The organism is Streptosporangium sp. 'caverna', from assembly GCF_003203775.1.
Taxonomy (GTDB): Bacteria; Actinomycetota; Actinomycetes; order Streptosporangiales; family Streptosporangiaceae; genus Streptosporangium; species Streptosporangium subroseum.
The window spans coordinates 3,195,846-3,216,111 of sequence record NZ_CP029711.1; the positions used below are offsets into that span (position 1 = coordinate 3,195,846).

Genomic DNA, 20,266 nt, shown 5'->3' on the forward strand with positions numbered 1-20,266 from the left:
CAGGGAGTAACAGTGTCCGCCGTGCCAGAACTTCGTATCACCCTCGCCGGAGCCGAGCGTGTGGTGGCGGGGGGCACGACGTACGGCGACGCGCTCGAGGCCGACGGCCGCTCCGTGATCGCCGCCCGTGCCAACGGTGAGTTGAAGGACCTCGCGGCCGTCGTGTCCGAGGGCGATGTGATCGAGCCGGTCCCCGTGGGCAGCGCCGACGGCAGGGCCATCGTGCGCCACTCCACCGCCCATGTCATGGCCCAGGCCGTCCAGGAGATCTTCCCCGAGGCCAGGCTGGGCATCGGCCCGCCGGTCGAGAACGGCTTCTACTACGACTTCGACGTCAAGAGCCCGTTCACCCCCGACGACCTCAAGCGCGTCGAGAAGCGCATGCGCGAGATCGTCAAGCAGGGGCAGCTCTTCTCACGCCGGGCCGTCTCCGACGACGACGCGCGCGCCGAGCTCGCCGCGGAGCCGTACAAGCTGGAGCTGATCGGCCTCAAGGGCGGCGCGGGTTCGGATGACGGGGCGGACGTCGAGGTGGGCGGCGCGGAGCTGACCATCTACGACAACCTCGACCCGAAGACCGGAGAGCTGTGCTGGAAGGACCTGTGCCGCGGCCCGCACGTGCCGACCACCCGGTCCATCCCGGCGTTCAAGCTGATGCGCTCGGGCGGCGCCTACTGGCGGGGCAGCGAGAAGAACCCGCAGCTCCAGCGGATCTACGGCACCGCCTGGGAGTCGCGCGAGAGGCAGGACGAATACCTCCACCTGCTGGAGGAGGCCGAGAAGCGCGACCACCGCAAGCTGGGCGCCGAGCTCGACCTGTTCTCCTTCCCCGACGAGCTGGGCTCGGGCCTGCCGGTCTTCCACCCCAAGGGCGGTGTGATCCGCCGGGTCATGGAGGACTACTCGCGGCGCAGGCACGAGGAGGGGGGTTACTCCTTCGTCAACACCCCGCACATCACCAAGGGCCACCTCTACGAGACCTCCGGCCACCTCCACTGGTACAAGGACGGGATGTTCCCGGCCATGGAGCTGGAGGGCGCCGAGTACTACCTCAAGCCGATGAACTGCCCGATGCACAACCTGATCTTCAAGTCGCGCGGGCGTTCCTACCGTGAGCTGCCGCAGCGGTTCTTCGAGTTCGGCTCGGTCTACCGCTACGAGAAGTCCGGCGTCATCCACGGCCTCACCCGCGTGCGCGGCATGACCCAGGACGACGCCCACATCTACTGCACCCGCGAGCAGATGCAGGACGAGCTGAAGTCGCTCCTGAACTTCGTGCTCCAGCTGCTCAAGGACTACGGGCTCGACGACTTCTACCTGGAGCTGTCCACCCGCGACGACTCCGACAAGTTCATCGGCACCGCCGAGAACTGGGAGACGGCCACCGAGGCGCTCCGTCAGGCGGCCATCTCCAGCGGTCTGGAGCTCGTGCCCGACCCGGGCGGCGCGGCCTTCTACGGACCGAAGATCTCGGTGCAGGCCAAGGACGCCATCGGCCGTTCCTGGCAGCTGTCCACCATTCAGGTGGACTTCAACCTGCCCGAGCGCTTCGAGCTGGAGTATCAGGCGGCCGACGGCTCGCGCCAGCGGCCCATCATGATCCACCGGGCGCTGTTCGGCTCGATCGAGCGTTTCTTCGGCGTCCTGGTCGAGCACTACGCGGGGGCGTTCCCCCCGTGGCTCGCCCCGGTGCAGGTCGTCGGCATCCCGATCGCCGAGGCCCACGCGCCCTACCTGCACGATCTGGCCAAGAAGGCGCGCGAGCGGGGTATTCGCATCGAGGTGGACGCCTCGGACGACCGGATGCAGAAGAAGATCCGCAACGCGCAGAAGTCCAAGGTGCCGTTCATGCTCCTGGCCGGTGACGAGGACATCGCCAACGGCGCGGTCTCGTTCCGTTTCCGTAACGGTGAGCAGCGGAACGGCGTCCCGATCGAGGAAGCGATCGACGAGATCGTCAACGCGATCGAGCGGCGCGTCCAGGTCTGACCCGGCCGTCGTACGACCCGTCCCGGACGGCCCGTGTCTCCCCGGAGATCACGGGCCGTCCGGCTTCTCACTCATGATCGGGGCCTCCGGGACGCGCCGGCACGATCACGCGGGCCGTACGGGGGTCAGGACTCTTCCGAGCCGTCGGCAGGGGGCGCGGGGACGCGCTCGCCGGGCAGGCGGACGTCGTCCACGGTGACGTTGACCTCGATGACCTGCATGCCCAGCATCCGGCTGACCGTGTGGGACACATTGGTCTTGACCGCGTTGGCCACCTCCATGACCACGTGCCCGTACTCCACCACGATCGTCACGTCCACCGCGACCACCGCGATCGTGCGGTCCTGGACGACCTGGGCGCTCACGCCCTGGGTGCCGTTCCTGGTCCCGATCCCGATGCGCTCGCGGACCGACTCCATCGCGCGGGCGAAATCGCCTCCCAGGTCGGCGACTCCCGCCACCTCAAGGGTGGCGAGGGCCGCGACCTTCTCCACGACCTCGTCGGCGACCTTGATCCGGCCCTTGACCGGCGATTCGGCGGCGGCCGGCTCCGACAGCCCCGACAGATCGGAGGGCGCGGAGGGGTCCGGGGAATGCGGACCGTCGGCGGTGCCCGCCTCGGCGGGAGATTCGGTCTTCTCGGTGAGGTCCTCAACGGAGACGTCGGTCATGGGGGGTGCTCCTCGGGTGTCGATGGTCACGCTCGCTGGGATTCTGCCGGAGATTCGCCCAATTTGTCCGCCAATGCTGGGTGGATGGCATCCGAACTCTCCCGATGACCCTTCTCGCGGCTTCCAGCGGGGAGGTGCCAGACCGTACGAATCCGCTTGGCAATATGCTGATCGCCATGAGCGAAGAGCCAGAGGAGCAGCACGGGGCAGGGACGCCGGACGCGTTCGAAAGGCTCTGGACTCCTCACCGGATGGCTTACATCAAGGGAGCCAACAAGCCGACCGGCTCGGGCCCGGAGGACGGCTGCCCGTTCTGCGAGATCCCCAAGATGAGCGACGAGGACGGCCTGATCATCGCCCGGGGCGACTCGGTCTTCGCGCTGCTCAACCTCTACCCGTACAACTCGGGCCACCTGATGGTCTGCCCCTACCGGCACGTGCCGGACTACGCGGACCTGGACGTGGCGGAGACCGCCGAACTCGCCGACTTCACCAAGCGGGCGCTGGTCGCCCTGCGCAAGACGAGCGGCGCGCAGGGCTTCAACGTGGGCATGAACCTCGGCACCGTGGCGGGCGCGGGCATCGCCGCCCACCTGCACCAGCACGTGGTGCCCCGCTGGGGCGGGGACACCAACTTCATGCCCGTGGTCGGCCAGACCAGGGTGCTGCCTCAGTTGCTCCGTGAGACCAGGGAACTGCTCGCCGGATCCTGGCCCGTCCTGTAAGGCGGCGCGTCACCCTCGGGGGCGGCGCCCGCCCGGTGCGGCGTGCCGTCGTCCGGGTTCTCGATCTCGGCCTCGCCGGGCTCCGTGCCGCCGCCCAGGGCACTGATGCCCACCGACAGCGTCAGCGGCACGCCGAGCGCCAGTGCCATGGACAGCACGGCCGCGCCGGAGTCGTTGACCAGCATGCCGACCACCCCGCTGATCAGGGTGCCGATCAGGCCTGCCTTCAGCGCGGGGGAGTGTTCGAACGCGGCGGGAAGGATCCCGGCGCTGGCCGCCTCCGGCCGCAGCAGCGCGTAGATCAGGAAGGCGAACGCGGCGATCACGATCGGCATCAGGTTGGGGCTGAGCAGCGTGCTCAGCATCGCGCCGAGCTTGCGGAAGATCACATCCAGCGCCTCACCGGTGAACACCTGGCCGACGAATCGGCCCAGGTGCGTCTGGGAGGCCGGCGGACGCATGTAGTCGAGATAGGCGATGATCATCACGGTGACGCCGCCCACCAGGCAGAACGCACCCAGTTTGACGATCGAGACCCTCTGGCCCCCGATCAGCAGCGCGGTCACCGCGATACCGGGCACAAACGCGATCACACCGCCGAAGTCGCTGCCCACGCCGGGCCAGCCGCCCAGGATCATCGCCGTGCACCCCAGCACGACCACCACGGCGACCGCCGCGCGCCTGAGGTTCCGGCGGGTCAGCCGGTGCGCGATCGTGGCCGCCAGCAGCAGCACCGAGGTGGCGAAGAGCGCGAACGGGATGTTGCCCAGGCCGTAGTAGCGGGCCCCGACCACGGCGGTATAGCCCATCACGCTGTTGAGCTGCAGGGTCGTCCCGGTCAGCAGGTCACCGCCGAGCACCGCCGCCGTCACCCCCGTCACGACGGCCAGCGGCCCGAGCGGCCTGCGCCGCCAGGGACCCGCCAGCGCCACCGCGGCCAGCAGGAGCGCGAACCCCACGATCCCGCCGACCAGGGCGAGCATCGGCGCCCCCGTGTGGTGCCAGGAGGTGAGGTTGACCAGATATGTCGCCACGGGCACGGACGCGAGCGCCACCGCGGCCACGCGGACCCCGGGCAGGCCGCGCCTGCGGCGCAGCAGCAGGAACGCGACGACGTAGAAGGCGACCTGGAGCACGGCGACGGTGGTGAAGAAGATCCCGCCCATCTCCCTGATCTTCTGACCGGCCACGTCGGCGTTCTTCAGCTCGACCCGCGCCGCCTCGACGCCGCCGGTACGGCTCTCGCCCGCCTGCCAGGGCACCCCGACGACGGTCGCCGGCACCGGGATGCCGGTCATCGAGAGCATCGTGGCGGTGATGTCCGGCAGGATCGTGATGTCCTCGCGGTGGGTGGAGGCCGCGCCCAGGAAGCGGCCGGAGACGTCTCCCTGGCGCATGACGGCCACCCGCAGGTGCGGTGTGCTCCCATGGTCGGACAGGCCCGCCAGCAGCACGCTGGCGTCCTTGGGGAGCACACTCAGCAGCGCCCCCGCCTTGGCGTCGGCCAGCCGCAGCGCCGTCGTCCGCTGCGCGGGAGCGAGCTGCTCCTCGGCCGCGGGGAGCCGTCCGCCGGCCACGTAGGGTCTGATCAGATCGTCCACGTCCATGGCGATGACCCGGCATTTGGTGAGGTCCTCGGCGCGGACCTGCCCGGGGGAGGAGGCGTAGACGTCCACCTTGCCCGCGCGGTCGGCCAGCGCCAGCGCCGCCCCCGGGCCGATCGCCGCCGTGCACTGCCCGGCGGCGTGAACGGCCTCGCCGAGCGTCCCGGCGTTCTTCTGCCCGGCGACCTCGTGCAGATATCGGTAGTCGGGGATGACCGCGCCGGCCTGGCCGGGGTCGGGCACCGGCGGGAGCCCGCAGCCGTAGCCGACCGCCGACCTCGTCCCCGCCGACACCGTCAGCCACCCGTCGTAGGGACACGTCACCCGGCCCACCGTGCGGACGGACAGCGAGCCCGCGGCGCCCTGCCCGGCCAGCCGCCACAGGTTCGGGGTGACCTCGGCGCTGAGGTCACTCCATTGCAGACCGGGAACCCCGATCAGCACCACCCGTCCGTCCGCCTGCGTGGCAGCCTGTGCGGCCCCTGGCCACAGCACGCTCAAGACCAACGCAAACGCGACAAGCGTCCGCCTCACGAGTGACCTCCCCATACTTTTGACCAAATGCTGGCACCGTAGGGGAGAACCGGGCCACGGGTCCAGCCGACTCGTGGATCGACGTCAGGCCAGGGCGGGGTTGGCGGGCGCGCTCTCGTTGCCCAGACGATCCAGGGCGGTGACGAGGTAGGCGCCGCCCGCCGCGGCGGCGAAGGTCTGGCGGGCGCCTCCCACCGCGGGAACGACCGCGACCAGGTTGCGGGCATCGGCGGTGGCGCACTTTCCAGGCTTGCCCGAGGGGACCCGGTAGACCGCGTAGGAACGGGCGTTCGCGGAGGTCTTCCAGGTGAGAGCCTTGCCCTGGAGTCTCACCTCGGCGGGCGTGGCGGGGGCCTGACCGCCGAGCCCCTTTATCAGGGGCAGCAGTGCCGGGCGGGAGTAAGCGCTCTTGACGATCCGGTCGAGCGCGCCGAGCGGATTGGTGAGGAGCTGTTTGGCGCTGAAGTAGACGTCGCCCTTGACCTCCCCGTACTTGCGGTTCGCCGTGAGATGCGAGGCCAGCTCGCCGGGGTTGGTCCAGGCGCCGCCGGTGCCGACCTGGTAGAGGGCCTGGCCGATGTAGAGATCCACCCCCGTGCCCTTGACCTCCTTCGCCCACCACGGCATCAGCGTGTTGTAGTCGGCGACCTTGAACCCGCGCGGCCAGTAGAGCTGCGGTATGACGTAGTCGACCGTGCCCTGGCGGATCCAGTGGCGGGAGTCGGCGTAGATGGAGTCGTAGGCGGACATCCCGGCGGTGGCGGAGCCGGTGGGGTCGTCGGACTTGTTGCGCCAGATCCCGAACGGGCTGATGCCGAACTTCACGTACTTCTTGGTCTCGTGCACGGTCTTGTCGACCTGGGCGATCAGCTTGTCGACGTTCGAGCGGCGCCAGGCGGCCAGCTTCGTGCCCTTGCCGTACTTCTTGAAGGCGGCGCCGTCGGCGAACGTCGCCCCGCTGACCGGATAGGGATAGAAGTAGTCGTCGAAGTGGACCCCGTCCACGTCGTAGCGGCTCACCACGTCCTTGACGATCGAGGTGACGTGGTCGCGGACCTGTGGCAGGCCGGGGTTGTAGTAGGCCTGGCCCCCGTACCTGACGATCCAGTCGGGGTGGATCCGGGCCGGGTGGTTCACCGGAAGCCTGCCCAGGTCGGTGCCGTAGGAGGCGCGGTAGGGGTTGAACCAGGCGTGGAACTCCAGCCCACGCTTGTGCGCCTCGGCGACCAGGAAGGGCAGCGGGTCCCAGCCGGGGTGCTTGCCGGCCTTACCGGTCAGATACTCCGACCAGGGCTCCACCGCCGAGGCGTAGAGGGCGTCGGAGGCCGGACGGACCTGCACGAACACCGCGTTGAACCGGCGCTTGACCGCGCTGTCGAGAATCCTGACGTATTCCGCCTGCTGCCGGGCGACCGGCAGGCCGGTCCGCGAGGGCCAGTCGATGTTCTTGGTGGTGGCGATCCAGATCCCGCGCAGCTGCCGCTTGGGATACCTCGCGTCGACCGGGCACGCCGCCGTGGCGGAGACCTCGCCCGCCGCGCCGACGGTGGGTGCCGCGGCGGCTGTGGCGGCCGCGGCACCCACCGGCTCGGCGTTCGGGCCGAAGGTGTAGGCGGCGCCGGTGGTGACGACGGCAAGCGTGGCAGCGGCAAGCAAAGGGCGTCCTGTTCGCATAGTTCATCAGTTTGGCACCAGGACCGAGATGCTTTGACCGGAAAAACGAAATGAGTTTGTGATACTACCGTGACTTGAGTACATTTTTGGGAGGCGTGCGCCGGATGGTGCGCGCCTCCCAATGCCTTTCCGCGAGCGAAGCGCCCCGAACGGCGCACGCCTCCCCGAGTCCTTTCCGTGAGCGAATCGTGTCTGCCCGATTTCTCTCCGCGAGCGATGCGTCCAAGGACTCGCCCAAGGACTCCGTGGACGGCACGCGCCCTCAGGGACTCTCAGCGGACGGTGGCACGCCTCCGCCGGTCAGCCGGCGACTTTGTCCACCAGGTGGGACGGGAGCGGTTCGTACCGCAGGAAGACGCGCTGGAACGTCCCGGTGCCGTGCGACATCGACCTCAGGTCGATGGAGTAACGGGTGATCTCCAGTTCGGGCACCTCCGCCCGGACCAGCGTGCGCCCGATGCCGACCGGTTCGGTGCCGAGGACCCGGCCCCTGCGGGAGGACAGGTCGGACATCACCGAGCCGACGTGGTCGTCGGCCACCAGCACGGACACCTCGTCCACCGGTTCGAGCAGCAGCATCGGCACCTTGGCCGCCGCCTCCTTGAGCGCGAGCGCCCCGGCGATCTGGAAGGCCATGTCGGAGGAGTCGACCGAGTGGGCCTTGCCGTCGTACAGCGTCACCCGGACGTCCACCATGGGATATCCGGCCAGCACCCCGCGCTGCATCTGGGTGCGCACCCCCTTCTCCACCGAGGGGATGAACTGGCGCGGCACCACACCGCCGACGATCTTGTCCACGAACTCGAAGCCGCCGCCCGAGGGCAGAGGCTCGATCTCCAGGTGGCAGACGGCGAACTGACCGTGACCGCCGGTCTGCTTGACGTTGCGGCCCAGGGCCTGGCAACTGCCGCCGAAGGTCTCCCTGAGCGGCACCCGGAGGTCGATCTTCTCCACCTCCACGCTGTGCCGCTTGCTCAGCCGTTCGAGCAGCACGTCGGCGTGGGCCTCGCCCATGCACCACAGCACGAGCTGCCGGGTCTCGGCGTTGTTCTCCAGCCGGAGCGTCGGGTCCTCGGCCACCAGCCGCTGCAGCGCCTGGCCGAGTTTGTCGTCGTCGGCCTTGGACTTGGCCTGGATCGCCACCGGCAGCAGCGGTTCGGGCATCGTCCACGAGGTCATCAGCAGCGGCCGCTCCTTGTCCGACAGGGTGTCGCCGGTCTCCGCCCGCGACAGCTTGGCCACCGCGACGATGTCACCGGCCACGCATTTGGCGGCCGTCCGCTGAAGCTTGCCCAGGGGCGAGGAGAGCGCGCCGATGCGCTCGTCCACGTCGTGGTCCTCGTGACCGCGATCGGCCAGGCCGTGCCCCGAGACGTGCACGGTCATGTCCGGGCGCAGCGTCCCGGAGAACACCCGGACCAGGCTGATCCGGCCCACGTAGGGGTCGCTGGTGGTTTTGACGATCTCAGCCACGAGCGGCCCGTCGGGATCGCAGGCGATGGCCGGGACCGGGGTGCCGTCAAGGGAGGTGATCTCCGGCATCGGGTGCTCGAGCGGGGAGGGGAATCCCTGGGTGATGAGTTCCAGCACCTCCAGCGCGCCCACGCCGGTCCCGGCGGCGAGCACCGGATAGAAGCCCCCGCGCGCGACGGCCTTCTCCAGGTCGTCGATGAGGACCTTGGTGTCGATGTCCTCGCCGGAGAGGTAACGGTCCATCAGGGACTCGTCCTCGCTCTCCTGGATGATGCTCTCGATCAGGGTGTCGCGATACTCCTGGAGCTGGTTCTCATACGTGGGGCCCGGGGAGTTCTCGGTCCTGGTGCCGGTCGCGTAGTTGTAGAACTTCTGGCTCAGCAGCCCGATCAGGCCGTTCACCCGGCCGTTGGTCACCACGGGGAGATACAGCGGCGCCACGCCGTCGCCGAAGGCGTCCTGGCAGGCGATGAGGACCTCCTCGAAGTTCGCCCTCTGGTGGTCGATCTTGGTGATCACGACCGTACGGGGCATCCCGACCGTCGCGCACTCCTCCCACAGCATCTTGGTCAGGCCGTCCACGCCCTCCGACGCCGAGACCACGAACAGCGCGGCGTCGGCCGCGCGCAGCCCGGCGCGCAGGTCGCCGACAAAATCGGCGTAGCCGGGAGTGTCCAACAGGTTGATCTTGACGTCGTTGTAGATCATCGGAGCCACGGTCAGGTTCACCGACCGTTGCTGACGCACCTCGACCTCGTCGAAGTCGCTGACCGTCGTGCCGTCCTCGACCCGGCCGGTCCGCTGGATGGTCCGCGTCGCGGCCAGCAGCGCCTCGACGAGAGTTGTCTTTCCGGCTCCGGAAGGGCCGACCAGCACGACATTACGCACCATGTCCGGCCGATCGACCGCAGGTGCCCTCCCCGCGGCTCCTGCTGTTCCGCCGGTTGCTCTCTCCGCCACATCGCCTCCCGCGTCATTGCCGAAGGAGCGCGGCCAGTGGGGCCACACCCCTGGATCCGCTGTCGCGTCCATACCCCGCATGAACGCAGTGTGTTCACCAAATACCCATGTGGCGAATATCACAAGAGGGCTGGGCGCATCCTCTTGCGAACCCATGACTTGCCCGCTAGACGCTTCGGCCCGGTTTCCGCGTCCTCGTCGGGCCTCTCCGGCCCCGTCTTGCCTCCCGGTTCGCCTTCCTTTGCGCGGGGCTCGCCGCTTTCCGCCGCACGGGGCTCGCCACCCCCTGACCTCGATACGCGCGCGCAGGACATGTGGCCTACGATCAGAGCGCGATGCTGAAACTTCTGCGCCCCGTCGTCACCCGAATCTTGACCCCCCTGGGCAGGGCACTCGCCCGCAGGGGGATCAGCCCCAACGTGGTCACCACGGTCGGTACGGTCGGCACGGTCGCCTCTGCGCTGTTCTTCTACCCCCGCGGCCAGCTGTTCCTCGGCACGGTGGTGATCACGGTCTTCGTGCTGGCGGACCTCCTCGACGGGGTCATGGCCAGGATGACCGGCTCAGGAAGCCTCTGGGGGGCCTTCCTCGACTCCACCCTCGACCGGGTGGGCGACGCCGGGATCTTCGCGGGACTGGTGTTCTGGTTCATCGTGAGCGATCAGCGGGTGCTGGCGGGAGTCGCCCTGTTCTGCCTCGCCGCAGGGGCGGTGGTGTCCTACATCAAGGCCAGGGCCGAGGGGCTGGGCATGACGTGCGACGTCGGCATCGCCGAACGGCCCGAGCGCCTGGTCGTGGGACTGGTCTCCGCCGGTCTCAGCGGCCTTGGCCTGCCGTACATCCTGGCTGTGGGACTCTGGCTGCTCGCGGCCGCCAGCGCGATCACGATCGGCCAGCGCCTTCTCCGTGTCTACCGGCAGGCCGTCTCCGCCTCACCCCCCACCCTCCGCTGATCGGGAGAGCGATGACCGACAAGCCGTCCCCGCAGGATCGTCTCGTCGCGGCCGGGTTCGGTGCGGGCTGGGCCGTCGTGCCCCGCCTCCCCGAACGTCTCACGGGCTGGGCCTTCCGCGTGGCCGCCGACCGGCTGTGGAAGCGCCGTGGCAAGTCGGTGCTCCGGCTGGAGTCCAACCTCGCCAGGGTCAAGGGCTCATCGCCGGACGATCCGGCGATCCGAATGCTCAGCCGAGAGGGCATGCGCTCCTATTTCCGCTACTTCCACGAGGTGTTCCGGCTCCCCTCGATGTCCACCGACGAGATCGTCTCCCGCATGCACGTCATCGGCGACGCACAGATCTACGACAACCTGGACAAGGGTCGCGGCGTGGTCCTCGCCCTGCCGCACATGGGCAACTGGGACCAGGCGGGCGCCTGGTTCGCCGGGACGGGCCATCCGTTCACCACCGTCGCCGAGCGCCTCAAACCCGAGTCGCTGTTTCACCGCTACACCGCCTTCCGCGAAGGGCTGGGCATGGAGGTGCTGCCCCTCACCGGCGGTGACGGCCATGTCTTCGCCACCCTGGCCGCGCGTCTGCGTGCCGGCCGTACGGTCGCCCTGCCCGCCGAGCGGGATCTGACCGCCAACGGGGTCGAGGTCCAGTTCTTCGGCTCGCCCACGCGCATGCCCGCCGGCCCCGGCCTGCTCGCCGTGCACACCGGGGCCGCCCTGATCCCGGCGATCCTCTATTTCGAGGGCAGGGACTGGGGACTCCAGTTCCACGAGGAGATCGCGGTCCCCGAGGAGGGCACGAGAAAGGAGAAGGTGGCCGTCGTCATGCAGAGTCTGGCCACCGTCTTCGAGAAGGGCATCACCGAGCACCCCGAGGACTGGCACATGCTCCAGCGGCTCTGGCTGGAAGATCTGGAGCCGGGAGCGGTGGGGGAGCAGTGAGTCGCTACCGAGCCCGACGCGGTGAGCGGAGTGGAGAGCGCGGCGGAGCAGGCTTTCCGCGAAGTGAACGAGGAGCGGTGAGGGAGCAGTGAGTCGCTACCGAGCCCGACGCGGTGAGCGGAGTGGAGAGCGCGGCGGAGCAAGCTTTCCGCGAAGTGAACGAGGAGCGGTGAGGGAGCAGTGAGAATCGGCATTGTCTGCCCGTACACATGGGATGTGCCGGGCGGCGTTCAGGCGCATATCCGCGACCTTGCCGAGGCGCTCATAGAGGATGGTCACCACGTCTCGGTGATCTCCCCGGCCGCGGAGAACGCGTCGCTGCCTCCCTACGTGACCTCGGCGGGACGGGCGGTCCCCGTGCCCTTCAACGGATCGGTGGCCAGGCTGTCGTTCGGATTCCTGTCGGCCAACCGGGTGCGCCGCTGGGTGCGCGAGGGCGGGTTCGACGTGCTCCACGTGCACGAGCCCGCCATTCCCTCGCTGGGCCTGCTCGCCTGCTGGGTGGCGCGGGGGCCGATCGTGGCCACCTTCCACGCCTCCTACGAGAACTCCCGCTCGCTCTCGGTCACGGCGTCGGTCCTCATGAGCGCCCTGGAGAAGATCACGGGCCGGATCGCCGTGTCCGACGCGGCCAGGAAGACGCTGGTCGAGTTCATGGGCGGCGACGCCGTGCTCATTCCCAACGGGGTGACGGTCAGCCGCTACGCCGAGGGCGAGCCCCTGCCCGGCTGGGACGGGGGCGAGGTGATCGGCTTCCTCGGCCGGATGGACGAGCCGCGTAAGGGCCTGCCCGTGCTGCTGGAGGCGTTCACCCTGCTGGCCGCCGAGAGGCCGGGGCTGCGCCTGCTCATCGCCGGACCCGGCGACGCCAAGGAGGTACTGGAGAAGGTCCCGGCCGTCTTCCACGACAGGGTCGGTCTGCTCGGCATGGTCAGCGAGGAGGACAAGGTGCGCGCCTATCACACGGTGGACGTCTTCTGCGCGCCCAACCTGGGAGGGGAGAGTTTCGGCATCGTGCTCACCGAGGCGATGTCGGCCGGCGCCGCGATCCTGGCCAGTGACATCCCGGCCTTCCGCAAGGTGCTCGGCGAGGGCCAGGCGGGGGCGCTGTTCACGACCGGCGACGCCTCCTCGCTCGCTCGCGAGGCCGCCGCGTTGCTCGACGACCCCGTGCGCCGGGCCAAACTGTCGGACGAGGCACGCCAGGCGGTCTGGAAATACGACTGGTCCACGGTCGCGCGCGATGTCCTCCGCGTCTACGAGACGGTGGCGGCGAGCACGGCCGGAGTCGAGGAGGACGACACCCCGTGACGACCACGTTGATCCTGGTGGTGGGCGTGATCGTGGTGCTCACGGCCGTCTACATCTCCTGGCGGGCGGGCCGGCTGGACCGGCTGCACATCCGGTTGGAGCTGGCCCGCGAGTCCCTGGACGCCGCCCTGGTACGGCGGACCGCCGTCTGCCTGGAGCTGGCCGGCTCCAGGCTCCTGGACCCGGCGACGAGCCTGGTGCTGGCCGCGGCGGCGCATGAGGCCCGCACCGCGGGGCCGGAGGAGCGCGAGCACGCGGAGAGCGACCTGTCGCGCACGCTGCGGGCCGTGGTCGACCAGGAGCGTTTCCACGATCGGCTGGCCGACACCCGCACGGGTCCCGACCTGCTGGAGGAGCTCGGCACCGCGGTGGCGAAGGTGCTCTACTCTCGCCGTTTCTACAACAACGCGGTGGGTGTGGCCCGCACCGCTCAGCGTCGCTGGCTGGCCCGCACGCTGCGACTGGCCGGTCACACCGCGTATCCGGATTTTTTTGAAATCGACGATGCGCCCCCACAGGCCTTGGCTGCGGAGTAATGCCTTTATAAAGCACGGCACCTGACAAGTCGGACACGGGTAGGCTCTTGGCATTTCGTGACCGACTTGAGGAGATGTAGTCGTGCGGGTGCACCGGATGATCGCCATCACGCTGGCGGGAGTGACGGTTCTGGCGCCGGCCGCTGCCTGCTCTTCCGCCGAATCGCCCGCCGCGGGTCAGGCCGCGCAGGCGGCCACGGCTCCCCCCGCGACCCCCACCCCCGAGCCGACCCACCCGTTCACCGGGCTCCCGGGTGCGGCCCGCAAGCCCGTGCTGGTGGCGAAGATCGAGAACACCTCGTCGGGCAAGCCGCAGCTCGGCCTCAAGAAAGCCGACATCGTCTACATCGAGCAGGTCGAGGCGGGCCTGACCCGGCTGATGGCGGTCTTCTCCTCGAACCCCCCGGCCAAGATCGGCCCGGTCCGCAGCGCCCGGATCTCCGACCTGCACCTCATGCCGCAGTTCGGAAAGCCCGCCTTCGCCTACTCGGGCGCGCAGACCAAGATGCTGCCCTTCATCGCGGAGGCGTCACTGATCGACGTCTCCGACAGCCGGGTGCCGGGCGCCTACTTCCGCCAGCCGGGGCGTTACGCGCCCTACAACCTGTTCGCCAACACCAAGCAACTGCTGGCGGCGGCGCCCAAGGCGACCAAGGAGAAGGACATCGGCTTCACCTTCGGAGACGCCCCCGAGGGCGGTGTGCCCAAGAAGACGTTCAGCGTGAAGTATCCCGGCGCCCGCTTCACCTTCGGCTGGTCGGAGACCGCGGGCAAGTGGCTGATCTGGCAGGACGGGCAGAAGGACATGGCGGCCGAGGGAGGCCAGCTCGGCGCGCCCACGATCGTCGTGCAGTACGTCAAGACCGAGCGCTCGGAGTTTCACGACCTGAACGACAGTTACACGCCCCTGATGCACACCACCGGCAAGGGCAAGGCGGTCGTGCTCCGCGACGGACAGGCGTTCAAGGCCGAGTGGTCGCGTGACTCGGAGAAGGACGGCACCGTCTTCACCACCGCGGCGGGGGAGCCGATGAACTTCGCCCCCGGCCAGGTCTGGGTGGTCCTGGCCGCGCCCAAGCCGGTCATTCCCTGACGGCGCAAGCCGTACAACTTGTCCAAGAAGATCGTTCAAGCGGGACAAGACGGTGTAGGGGGACGAGCTGATCAGCGCCTACCATGGAGGTGTGGTGGCCGTCCCCCACGGGCGGCCCGTGATCCGCAACCAGCCGTCGTGAGGTAAAGACCGTGTCCAGCAGCACGCCCGAAGTCACCGAGACCACCGTCACCGGCACCGCCCGGGTCAAGCGCGGCATGGCAGAGATGCTCAAGGGCGGCGTCATCATGGACGTCGTCAACGCCGAGCAGGCCAAGATCGCCGAGGACGCCGGTGCCGTCGCGGTCATGGCCCTCGAGCGCGTTCCCGCCGATATCCGCGCCCAGGGCGGCGTCTCCCGGATGAGCGACCCCGACATGATCGACGGCATCATCGCCGCCGTCTCGATCCCCGTCATGGCCAAGGCCCGCATCGGCCACTTCGTCGAGGCGCAGGTGCTCCAGTCGCTCGGTGTCGACTACGTCGACGAGTCCGAGGTGCTGACCCCGGCCGACTTCGCCAACCACATCGACAAGTGGCAGTTCACGGTGCCCTTCGTCTGCGGCGCGACCAGCCTGGGCGAGGCGCTGCGCCGCATCACCGAGGGCGCGGCGATGATCCGCTCCAAGGGTGAGGCCGGCACCGGTGACGTCTCCAACGCCACCACCCACATGCGCAAGATCAGGGGCGAGCTCAAGCGCCTCTCCTCGCTGCCCGAGGACGAGCTGTACGTCGCGGCCAAGGAGCTGCAGGCGCCGTACGAGCTGGTCGCCGAGGTGGCCAGGACCGGCAAGCTGCCCGTCGTGCTGTTCACCGCGGGCGGCATCGCCACCCCGGCCGACGCCGCGATGATGATGCAGCTCGGCGCCGAGGGTGTGTTCGTCGGCTCGGGCATCTTCAAGGCCGGCAACCCGGCCCAGCGTGCCGCCGCGATCGTCAAGGCAACCACGTTCCACGACGACCCCGACGTCATCGCGAAGGTCTCCCGCGGCCTCGGCGAGGCCATGGTCGGCATCAACGTCAGCGACATCCCGGTTCCGCACCGCCTGGCCGACCGCGGCTGGTAGGGAGTTTCGGGGAAGGCGGCATCCGTGAAGGATGTCGCCTTTTTCATGACCGGAGAAGTTCACTCTCCTGTCATGATGATCGGCAAGGCTGACGGGCATTCGTGCCTGATCACTCTGGGAGGCCCCCCATGTCCCGGCTCACCCGACGGTCATTCCTTGTCACCGGCATCGCGGCGGGCGCGGTGGCCGGTGTTCCCGCCATGGCGAACGCCGATCCCGGCCCCGCCGCCTCGGAGAGCGCCGCCTCCCTGGCCTCCCGTGGCCTGAGCGCCAACCCCTTCACGCTCGGCGTCGCCTCCGGAGATCCCGACGCGAGCGGCTTTGTCATCTGGACCCGCCTGGCACCCCAGCCTCTCGCCGAGGACGGCCTGGGCGGGATGCCCGGCCGGCGCTTCTCCGTTGACTGGCAGGTTTACAGCGACGAGGCAGGCCGCCGCGTCGTGCGGCGGGGCGTGGCCGCGGCGACCCCGGAGTGGGGTCACAGCGTCCACGTCGAGCTGGACGGGCTCTCCTCGGACCGGGACTACTGGTACCGCTTCAAGGTCGGCCACTACGTCTCGCCGATGGGCCGCGCCAGGACCGCCCCGCACGCGTCCTCCTACGGTTCGGGCCTGGCGATGGCCTTCGTCTCCTGCGCCCAGTACGAACACGGCTACTTCACCGCCTACGGGCGCCTGGCCGAGGAGCAGCCCGACCTGATCCTGCACCTGGGCGACTACCAGTACGAGTACCGGCGTGACACCTACACCATCCCCGGCGGCAACATCCGCCACCACGAGGGTCCCGAGACCGAGAGCCTGGCGAACTACCGTCAGCGGCACGCCCAGTACAAGACCGACCCCGACCTGCAGGCCGCGCACGCCGCCGCGCCCTGGCTGGTCGTCTGGGACGACCACGAGCTGGACAACAACTGGGCCGACGAGGTGCCGGAGAAGCCGGAGGTCCCCCAGCCGGACTTCCTCACCCGGCGCGAGGCGGCCTTCCGCGCGTACTACGAGAACATGCCGCTGCGGCGCGGATCCATCCCGCGGGGCATCGACATGCAGCTCTACCGGCGGATCCAGTGGGGGCAGCTGGCCAACTTCCACATGCTCGACACCCGGCAGTACCGCAGCGACCAGGGCTGCGGCGACGGTTACGACGACTGCCCGGAGGCGGTCGACCCCGCCCGTTCGATCACCGGTGCGGCGCAGGAGCGCTGGCTGCTGGACGGCTTCCGCCGCTCGCGGGCGCGGTGGGACATCCTCGGTCAGCAGGTCTTCTTCGCCCAGCGCGACAACAACGCCGGACCGGCCAAGATCACCAGCCAGGACGCGTGGGACGGTTACGTCGCCTCCAGGCAGCGGATCACCCAGGGCTGGGTCGACGCCAAGGTGCGCAACCCCGTCGTGCTCACCGGTGACGTGCACGCCCACTGGGCGAGTGACCTCAAGCTCGACTACGACGACCCCACCACGCGCACGGTCGGTTCGGAGCTGGTCGCCTCCTCCATCACCACCGGTGGCGACGGCGCCGACTCCGACCCGAAGACCCAGCCGTTCCTGACCATCAACCCGCACCTGAAGTTCTACAACAACCAGCGCGGCTACGTGATCACCCGGATCGGGCGCGACCAGCTCACCGCGGACTTCAAGGTGCTGCCGCAGGTCACGCAGGCGGGCGCGGAGGCGTACACCAAGGCGACCTTCGTGATCGAGGACCGGGTTCCGGGCGTCCAGCAGACCTATCTGCGCCCGCTCGACCCGTCGGCCGCCAGGACTCCCGGGGTCGACCGGATCCAGGAGGTCGTGGACCTGGAGACCAAGCGTCCCTGATCGTCGCCGGTCGCGGGGCGGCGCACCCGGAGGGGCGCCGCCCCTTTCGCGGCCGGGAGGCCCGTCCCGGCGCGGTCCGGTCCTGCCGGCGATGATCGGGTTTGGGGCGATCCACGGAGTGGTCATACGCTAGGAGGGCATTCCAGGCCCGTTGAAAGGACCATAGGTGACCATCGCCCCGACGATCGGCGTGTTCGCTCTGCAGGGAGACGTGCGCGAGCACGTGCGCGCGCTGGAGGCGGTGGGCGCGAAGGCGGTGGCCGTACGGCGTCCCGCCGAGCTTGAGGCGGTCGACGGGCTGATCATCCCCGGCGGGGAGTCCACCACGATGTGGAAGCTCGCCGAGACGTTCGAGCTGCTCGAGCCGCTCCGGATGCGGATCAAAAGCGGTATGCCCGCCTACGGTTCCTGCGCCGGCATGATCATGCTGGCCGATCGGATCGAGGGCGGGATCGAGGGGCAGCAGACGATCGGCGGCATCGACATGGTGGTCCGCCGCAACGCCTTCGGACGTCAGGTCGACTCCTTCGAGGCCGACATCGACTTCGCCGGGCGCGGCGAGATGCGCGCGATCTTCATTCGCGCTCCATGGGTGGAATCCATGGGTTCCGATGTCGAAGTGCTGGCACGGGCCGAACCTGGGGATAGGATCGTCGCGGTCCGCCAAGGACCGCTGCTCGCCACGTCCTTCCACCCGGAACTTACCGGGGATGTCGGTGTGCATTCATATTTTGCTGAGATGGTGAGGGAGTTCTAGGCGATGTCCGGCCACTCCAAATGGGCGACGACGAAGCACAAGAAAGCCGCGCTTGACTCCAAGCGGGGCAAGCTGTTCGCCAAGCTCATCAAGAACATCGAAGTCGCGGCCCGGACCGGCGGCCCCGATGTGGACGGTAATCCGACGCTTTTCGACGCCATCACCAAGGCGCGCAAGAGCTCGGTCCCGATCGACAACATCGAGCGTGCCCGCAAGCGCGGCGGCGGCCTGGAGGCCGGCGGCGCCGACTGGCAGACCATCATGTACGAGGGTTACGCCCCCGGTGGTGTCGCGGTGCTGATCGAGTGCCTCACCGACAACCGCAACCGGGCGGCCACCGGGGTTCGCGTCGCCCTGAGCCGCAACGGCGGCTCGCTGGCCGACCCCGGCTCGGTCTCCTACATGTTCAACCGCAAGGGCGTTGTGCTCGTCCCCAGGGCGGGCCTGTCCGAGGACGACGTGCTGACCGCGGTCCTCGACGCGGGAGCCGAGGAGGTCAACGACCTGGGCGACCAGTTCGAGGTCGTCTCCGAGGCCACCGACCTGGTCCCGGTCCGCAAGGCCCTGCAGGACGCCGGGATCGACTACGACTCGGCCGAGTCGAGCTTCATGCCGACGATGAGCGTCCCGCTCGACGAGGACGGCGCGCGCAAGGTCTTCAGGCTGATCGACGCGCTGGAGGACGACGACGACGTCCAGAACGTCTGGGCGAACTTCGACGTCTCCGACGAGATCCTGGAGAAGCTCGACGCGTAACCGTCCGGAGTGCCCGCCTCTCCGCAGGGAAGGCGGGCATTTCGCGGTTCCTGGGTAGCCTCGGGCCCTCTGTGAGGTTTGTCCTTTAGGTCAAGGGCATATCAGGCGGACCATGGGGAACCCTGACCTGATCTTTACGTTGGCGGGCATCGCCGCCCTGCTCGCGGCCGTGCTGCCCCGGCTGCTCAACCGACTGCCCTTCTCGCTGCCGCTGGCCTGCCTCATCGGCGGGTTCCTGCTCTACCTCCTGCCCCTCGACCTGCCCGGGCCCGATCCGGTGGCCCACCGGGCACTGGTCGAGCACGCCACCGAGATCTGCGTGCTCATCTCGCTGATGGGCGCCGGACTGGCGATCAACCGCCCCTTCGGGCGGCGAAACTGGTCCTCCACCTGGCGTCTCCTGGGATGGACGCTCCCGCTGACCGTGGCGGGGGTGACCGCGGCCGCCTACGGCCTGCTGGGATGGCCCCTGGCCGCGGCGCTGCTCCTGGGCGCGGTGCTCGCCCCGACCGACCCGGTGCTCGCCTCCGACGTGCAGGTCGGCGAGCCTGTCGACTCGGAGAAGGCCGACGACGAGGTCCGGTTCACCCTCACCTCCGAGGCCGGCCTGAACGACGGCCTGGCCTTTCCCCTGGTGTACGCCGCGATCGCCCTGGCAGCCGCCGGGGGCGCCGGATGGATCGGCGAGTGGGCGCTGGTGGACCTGCTCTACCGGTGCGGGGCGGGTGTGGTGTGCGGCCTGCTGATCGGAAAGCTGCTGGGCCGGTTGTTCTTCCGCGCTCAGGTGTCCGATCTGCGGCTGGCCGAGCACCGCGACGGCTTCGTGGCGCTGGGCGCGACGTTCCTGGTGTACGGCCTGACCGAGCTGGTGCACGGATACGGCTTCATCGCGGTGTTCGTGACCGCGTGCACCATCAGGGCCGCCGAGCGCACCCATGGATACAACGGGGTTCTCCACGGTTTCATCGAGCAGATCGAACGGCTGTTCACCGCCTGGCTGATCGTGCTGCTCGGCGGGTTCGTGGCGGCCGGAGGCCTGGCCTCGCTCACCTGGGAGGGCGCGGCGGTCGCCCTCCTGCTGCTGCTGGTGATCCGGCCGCTGACCGGATGGCTCGCGGGGCTGGGCGGCCCGGCGGGGCCGAGGGAACGCGGGGTGACGGCCTTCTTCGGCATCCGGGGCATCGGCTCGCTGTTCTACCTCGCCTACGCTCTCGGCCAGGCCGACTTCGGCGTGCCCGCCGACGAGCTCTGGGCCGTGGTCGCCTTCACCGTGCTGGCCTCCCTGGTCGTGCACGGCGTCACGGCGACGCCGATCATGGCGCGGCTGGACAGCCTGCGCGACAGGGTGGGAAAGGCAGAGGACGAGGAGAGTGCCGAGCCCGCGGCTCGGCACCTTTGACCCGGATTCACC

16 protein-coding genes are annotated in these 20,266 nt (G+C 69.2%); 12 read left to right on the forward strand and 4 right to left on the reverse strand.

Annotated elements, in window-relative coordinates; genetic code table 11:
• Window positions 1–12 precede the first annotated feature (12 nt).
• The gene (thrS, locus tag DKM19_RS14145) at window positions 13–1,989 is read left to right on the forward strand and encodes a threonine--tRNA ligase (RefSeq protein WP_110696091.1); all 1,977 of its coding nucleotides are present in this window, start codon (window positions 13–15) and stop codon (window positions 1,987–1,989) included.
• A gap of 125 nt (window positions 1,990–2,114) precedes the next feature.
• Here thrS and DKM19_RS14150 read toward each other — a convergent pair whose 3' ends face one another.
• Window positions 2,115–2,660: an Asp23/Gls24 family envelope stress response protein gene (locus DKM19_RS14150; RefSeq protein WP_110696092.1), complete on the reverse strand. Its 546-nt coding sequence runs from the start codon at window positions 2,658–2,660 to the stop codon at window positions 2,115–2,117.
• A 176-nt stretch (window positions 2,661–2,836) separates the two neighbouring features.
• On the opposite strand from DKM19_RS14150, the gene DKM19_RS14155 reads away from it, so the two are divergent.
• Window positions 2,837–3,385, forward strand: coding sequence for an HIT domain-containing protein (locus DKM19_RS14155; RefSeq protein WP_239514249.1), 549 nt, complete (start codon window positions 2,837–2,839; stop codon window positions 3,383–3,385).
• On the opposite strand, the gene DKM19_RS14160 is transcribed toward DKM19_RS14155, so the two are convergent.
• The 3 genes from DKM19_RS14160 to DKM19_RS14170 form a co-directional block, all read right to left on the reverse strand.
• Window positions 3,331–5,484 carry a hypothetical protein gene (locus tag DKM19_RS14160; RefSeq protein WP_239514250.1) on the reverse strand — a complete coding sequence of 718 codons (2,154 nt, stop codon included), beginning with the start codon at window positions 5,482–5,484 and terminating at the stop codon, window positions 3,331–3,333. The two genes, DKM19_RS14155 and DKM19_RS14160, sit on opposite strands and share 55 nt — an antisense overlap.
• A 123-nt stretch (window positions 5,485–5,607) precedes the next feature.
• Complete coding sequence (locus tag DKM19_RS14165; RefSeq protein ID WP_239514251.1) at window positions 5,608–7,179, reverse strand: glycoside hydrolase family 10 protein; 1,572 nt, start codon at window positions 7,177–7,179, stop codon at window positions 5,608–5,610.
• Window positions 7,180–7,497: 318 nt separating this feature from the next.
• Window positions 7,498–9,630 carry an elongation factor G-like protein EF-G2 gene (locus tag DKM19_RS14170; protein ID WP_110705709.1) on the reverse strand — a complete coding sequence of 711 codons (2,133 nt, stop codon included), beginning with the start codon at window positions 9,628–9,630 and terminating at the stop codon, window positions 7,498–7,500.
• Window positions 9,631–9,965: 335 nt separating this feature from the next.
• On the opposite strand from DKM19_RS14170, the gene pgsA reads away from it, so the two are divergent.
• The 10 genes from pgsA (at window position 9,966) to DKM19_RS14220 (ending at window position 20,254) form a co-directional block, all read left to right on the forward strand.
• Complete coding sequence (gene pgsA, locus DKM19_RS14175) at window positions 9,966–10,583, forward strand: phosphatidylinositol phosphate synthase (protein ID WP_110705710.1); 618 nt, start codon at window positions 9,966–9,968, stop codon at window positions 10,581–10,583.
• 11 nt (window positions 10,584–10,594) lie between these two features.
• Window positions 10,595–11,521: a phosphatidylinositol mannoside acyltransferase gene (locus DKM19_RS14180; RefSeq protein ID WP_110696096.1), complete on the forward strand. Its 927-nt coding sequence runs from the start codon at window positions 10,595–10,597 to the stop codon at window positions 11,519–11,521.
• A 180-nt stretch (window positions 11,522–11,701) separates the two neighbouring features.
• Window positions 11,702–12,832 carry a glycosyltransferase family 4 protein gene (locus tag DKM19_RS14185; RefSeq protein ID WP_110696097.1) on the forward strand — a complete coding sequence of 377 codons (1,131 nt, stop codon included), beginning with the start codon at window positions 11,702–11,704 and terminating at the stop codon, window positions 12,830–12,832.
• Entirely contained in the window at window positions 12,829–13,368 is a 540-nt protein-coding gene (locus DKM19_RS14190) for a hypothetical protein (RefSeq protein WP_110696098.1), read from the forward strand. The genes DKM19_RS14185 and DKM19_RS14190 overlap by 4 nt, the downstream gene beginning before the upstream one ends.
• A gap of 82 nt (window positions 13,369–13,450) precedes the next feature.
• On the forward strand, window positions 13,451–14,461 hold the full coding sequence (locus tag DKM19_RS14195; RefSeq protein WP_110696099.1) for a DUF3048 domain-containing protein: 1,011 nt from the start codon (window positions 13,451–13,453) through the stop codon (window positions 14,459–14,461).
• Window positions 14,462–14,613: 152 nt separating this feature from the next.
• Complete coding sequence (gene pdxS, locus DKM19_RS14200; protein ID WP_110696100.1) at window positions 14,614–15,528, forward strand: pyridoxal 5'-phosphate synthase lyase subunit PdxS; 915 nt, start codon at window positions 14,614–14,616, stop codon at window positions 15,526–15,528.
• A gap of 128 nt (window positions 15,529–15,656) precedes the next feature.
• Window positions 15,657–17,342 (forward strand): alkaline phosphatase, encoded by a 1,686-nt coding sequence (locus DKM19_RS14205; RefSeq protein ID WP_110696101.1) that lies wholly within the window; start codon window positions 15,657–15,659, stop codon window positions 17,340–17,342.
• Between the two features lie 166 nt (window positions 17,343–17,508).
• The gene (gene pdxT / locus DKM19_RS14210) at window positions 17,509–18,099 is read left to right on the forward strand and encodes a pyridoxal 5'-phosphate synthase glutaminase subunit PdxT (RefSeq protein WP_089210711.1); all 591 of its coding nucleotides are present in this window, start codon (window positions 17,509–17,511) and stop codon (window positions 18,097–18,099) included.
• A gap of 3 nt (window positions 18,100–18,102) precedes the next feature.
• Window positions 18,103–18,855 carry a YebC/PmpR family DNA-binding transcriptional regulator gene (locus DKM19_RS14215; protein ID WP_110696102.1) on the forward strand — a complete coding sequence of 251 codons (753 nt, stop codon included), beginning with the start codon at window positions 18,103–18,105 and terminating at the stop codon, window positions 18,853–18,855.
• A gap of 112 nt (window positions 18,856–18,967) precedes the next feature.
• Complete coding sequence (locus DKM19_RS14220) at window positions 18,968–20,254, forward strand: sodium:proton antiporter (protein ID WP_110696103.1); 1,287 nt, start codon at window positions 18,968–18,970, stop codon at window positions 20,252–20,254.
• The last annotated feature ends 12 nt before the right edge of the window (window positions 20,255–20,266 follow it).

Coding starts and splice junctions, on each gene's coding strand:
- DKM19_RS14150 (WP_110696092.1), bottom strand. CDS start 2,660: ATGACCGACGTCTCCGTTGAGGACCTCACCGAGAAGACCGAATCTCCC.
- DKM19_RS14155 (WP_239514249.1), top strand. CDS start 2,837: ATGAGCGAAGAGCCAGAGGAGCAGCACGGGGCAGGGACGCCGGACGCG.
- pgsA (WP_110705710.1), top strand. CDS start 9,966: ATGCTGAAACTTCTGCGCCCCGTCGTCACCCGAATCTTGACCCCCCTG.
- DKM19_RS14180 (WP_110696096.1), top strand. CDS start 10,595: ATGACCGACAAGCCGTCCCCGCAGGATCGTCTCGTCGCGGCCGGGTTC.
- DKM19_RS14205 (WP_110696101.1), top strand. CDS start 15,657: ATGTCCCGGCTCACCCGACGGTCATTCCTTGTCACCGGCATCGCGGCG.
- DKM19_RS14215 (WP_110696102.1), top strand. CDS start 18,103: ATGTCCGGCCACTCCAAATGGGCGACGACGAAGCACAAGAAAGCCGCG.
- DKM19_RS14220 (WP_110696103.1), top strand. CDS start 18,968: ATGGGGAACCCTGACCTGATCTTTACGTTGGCGGGCATCGCCGCCCTG.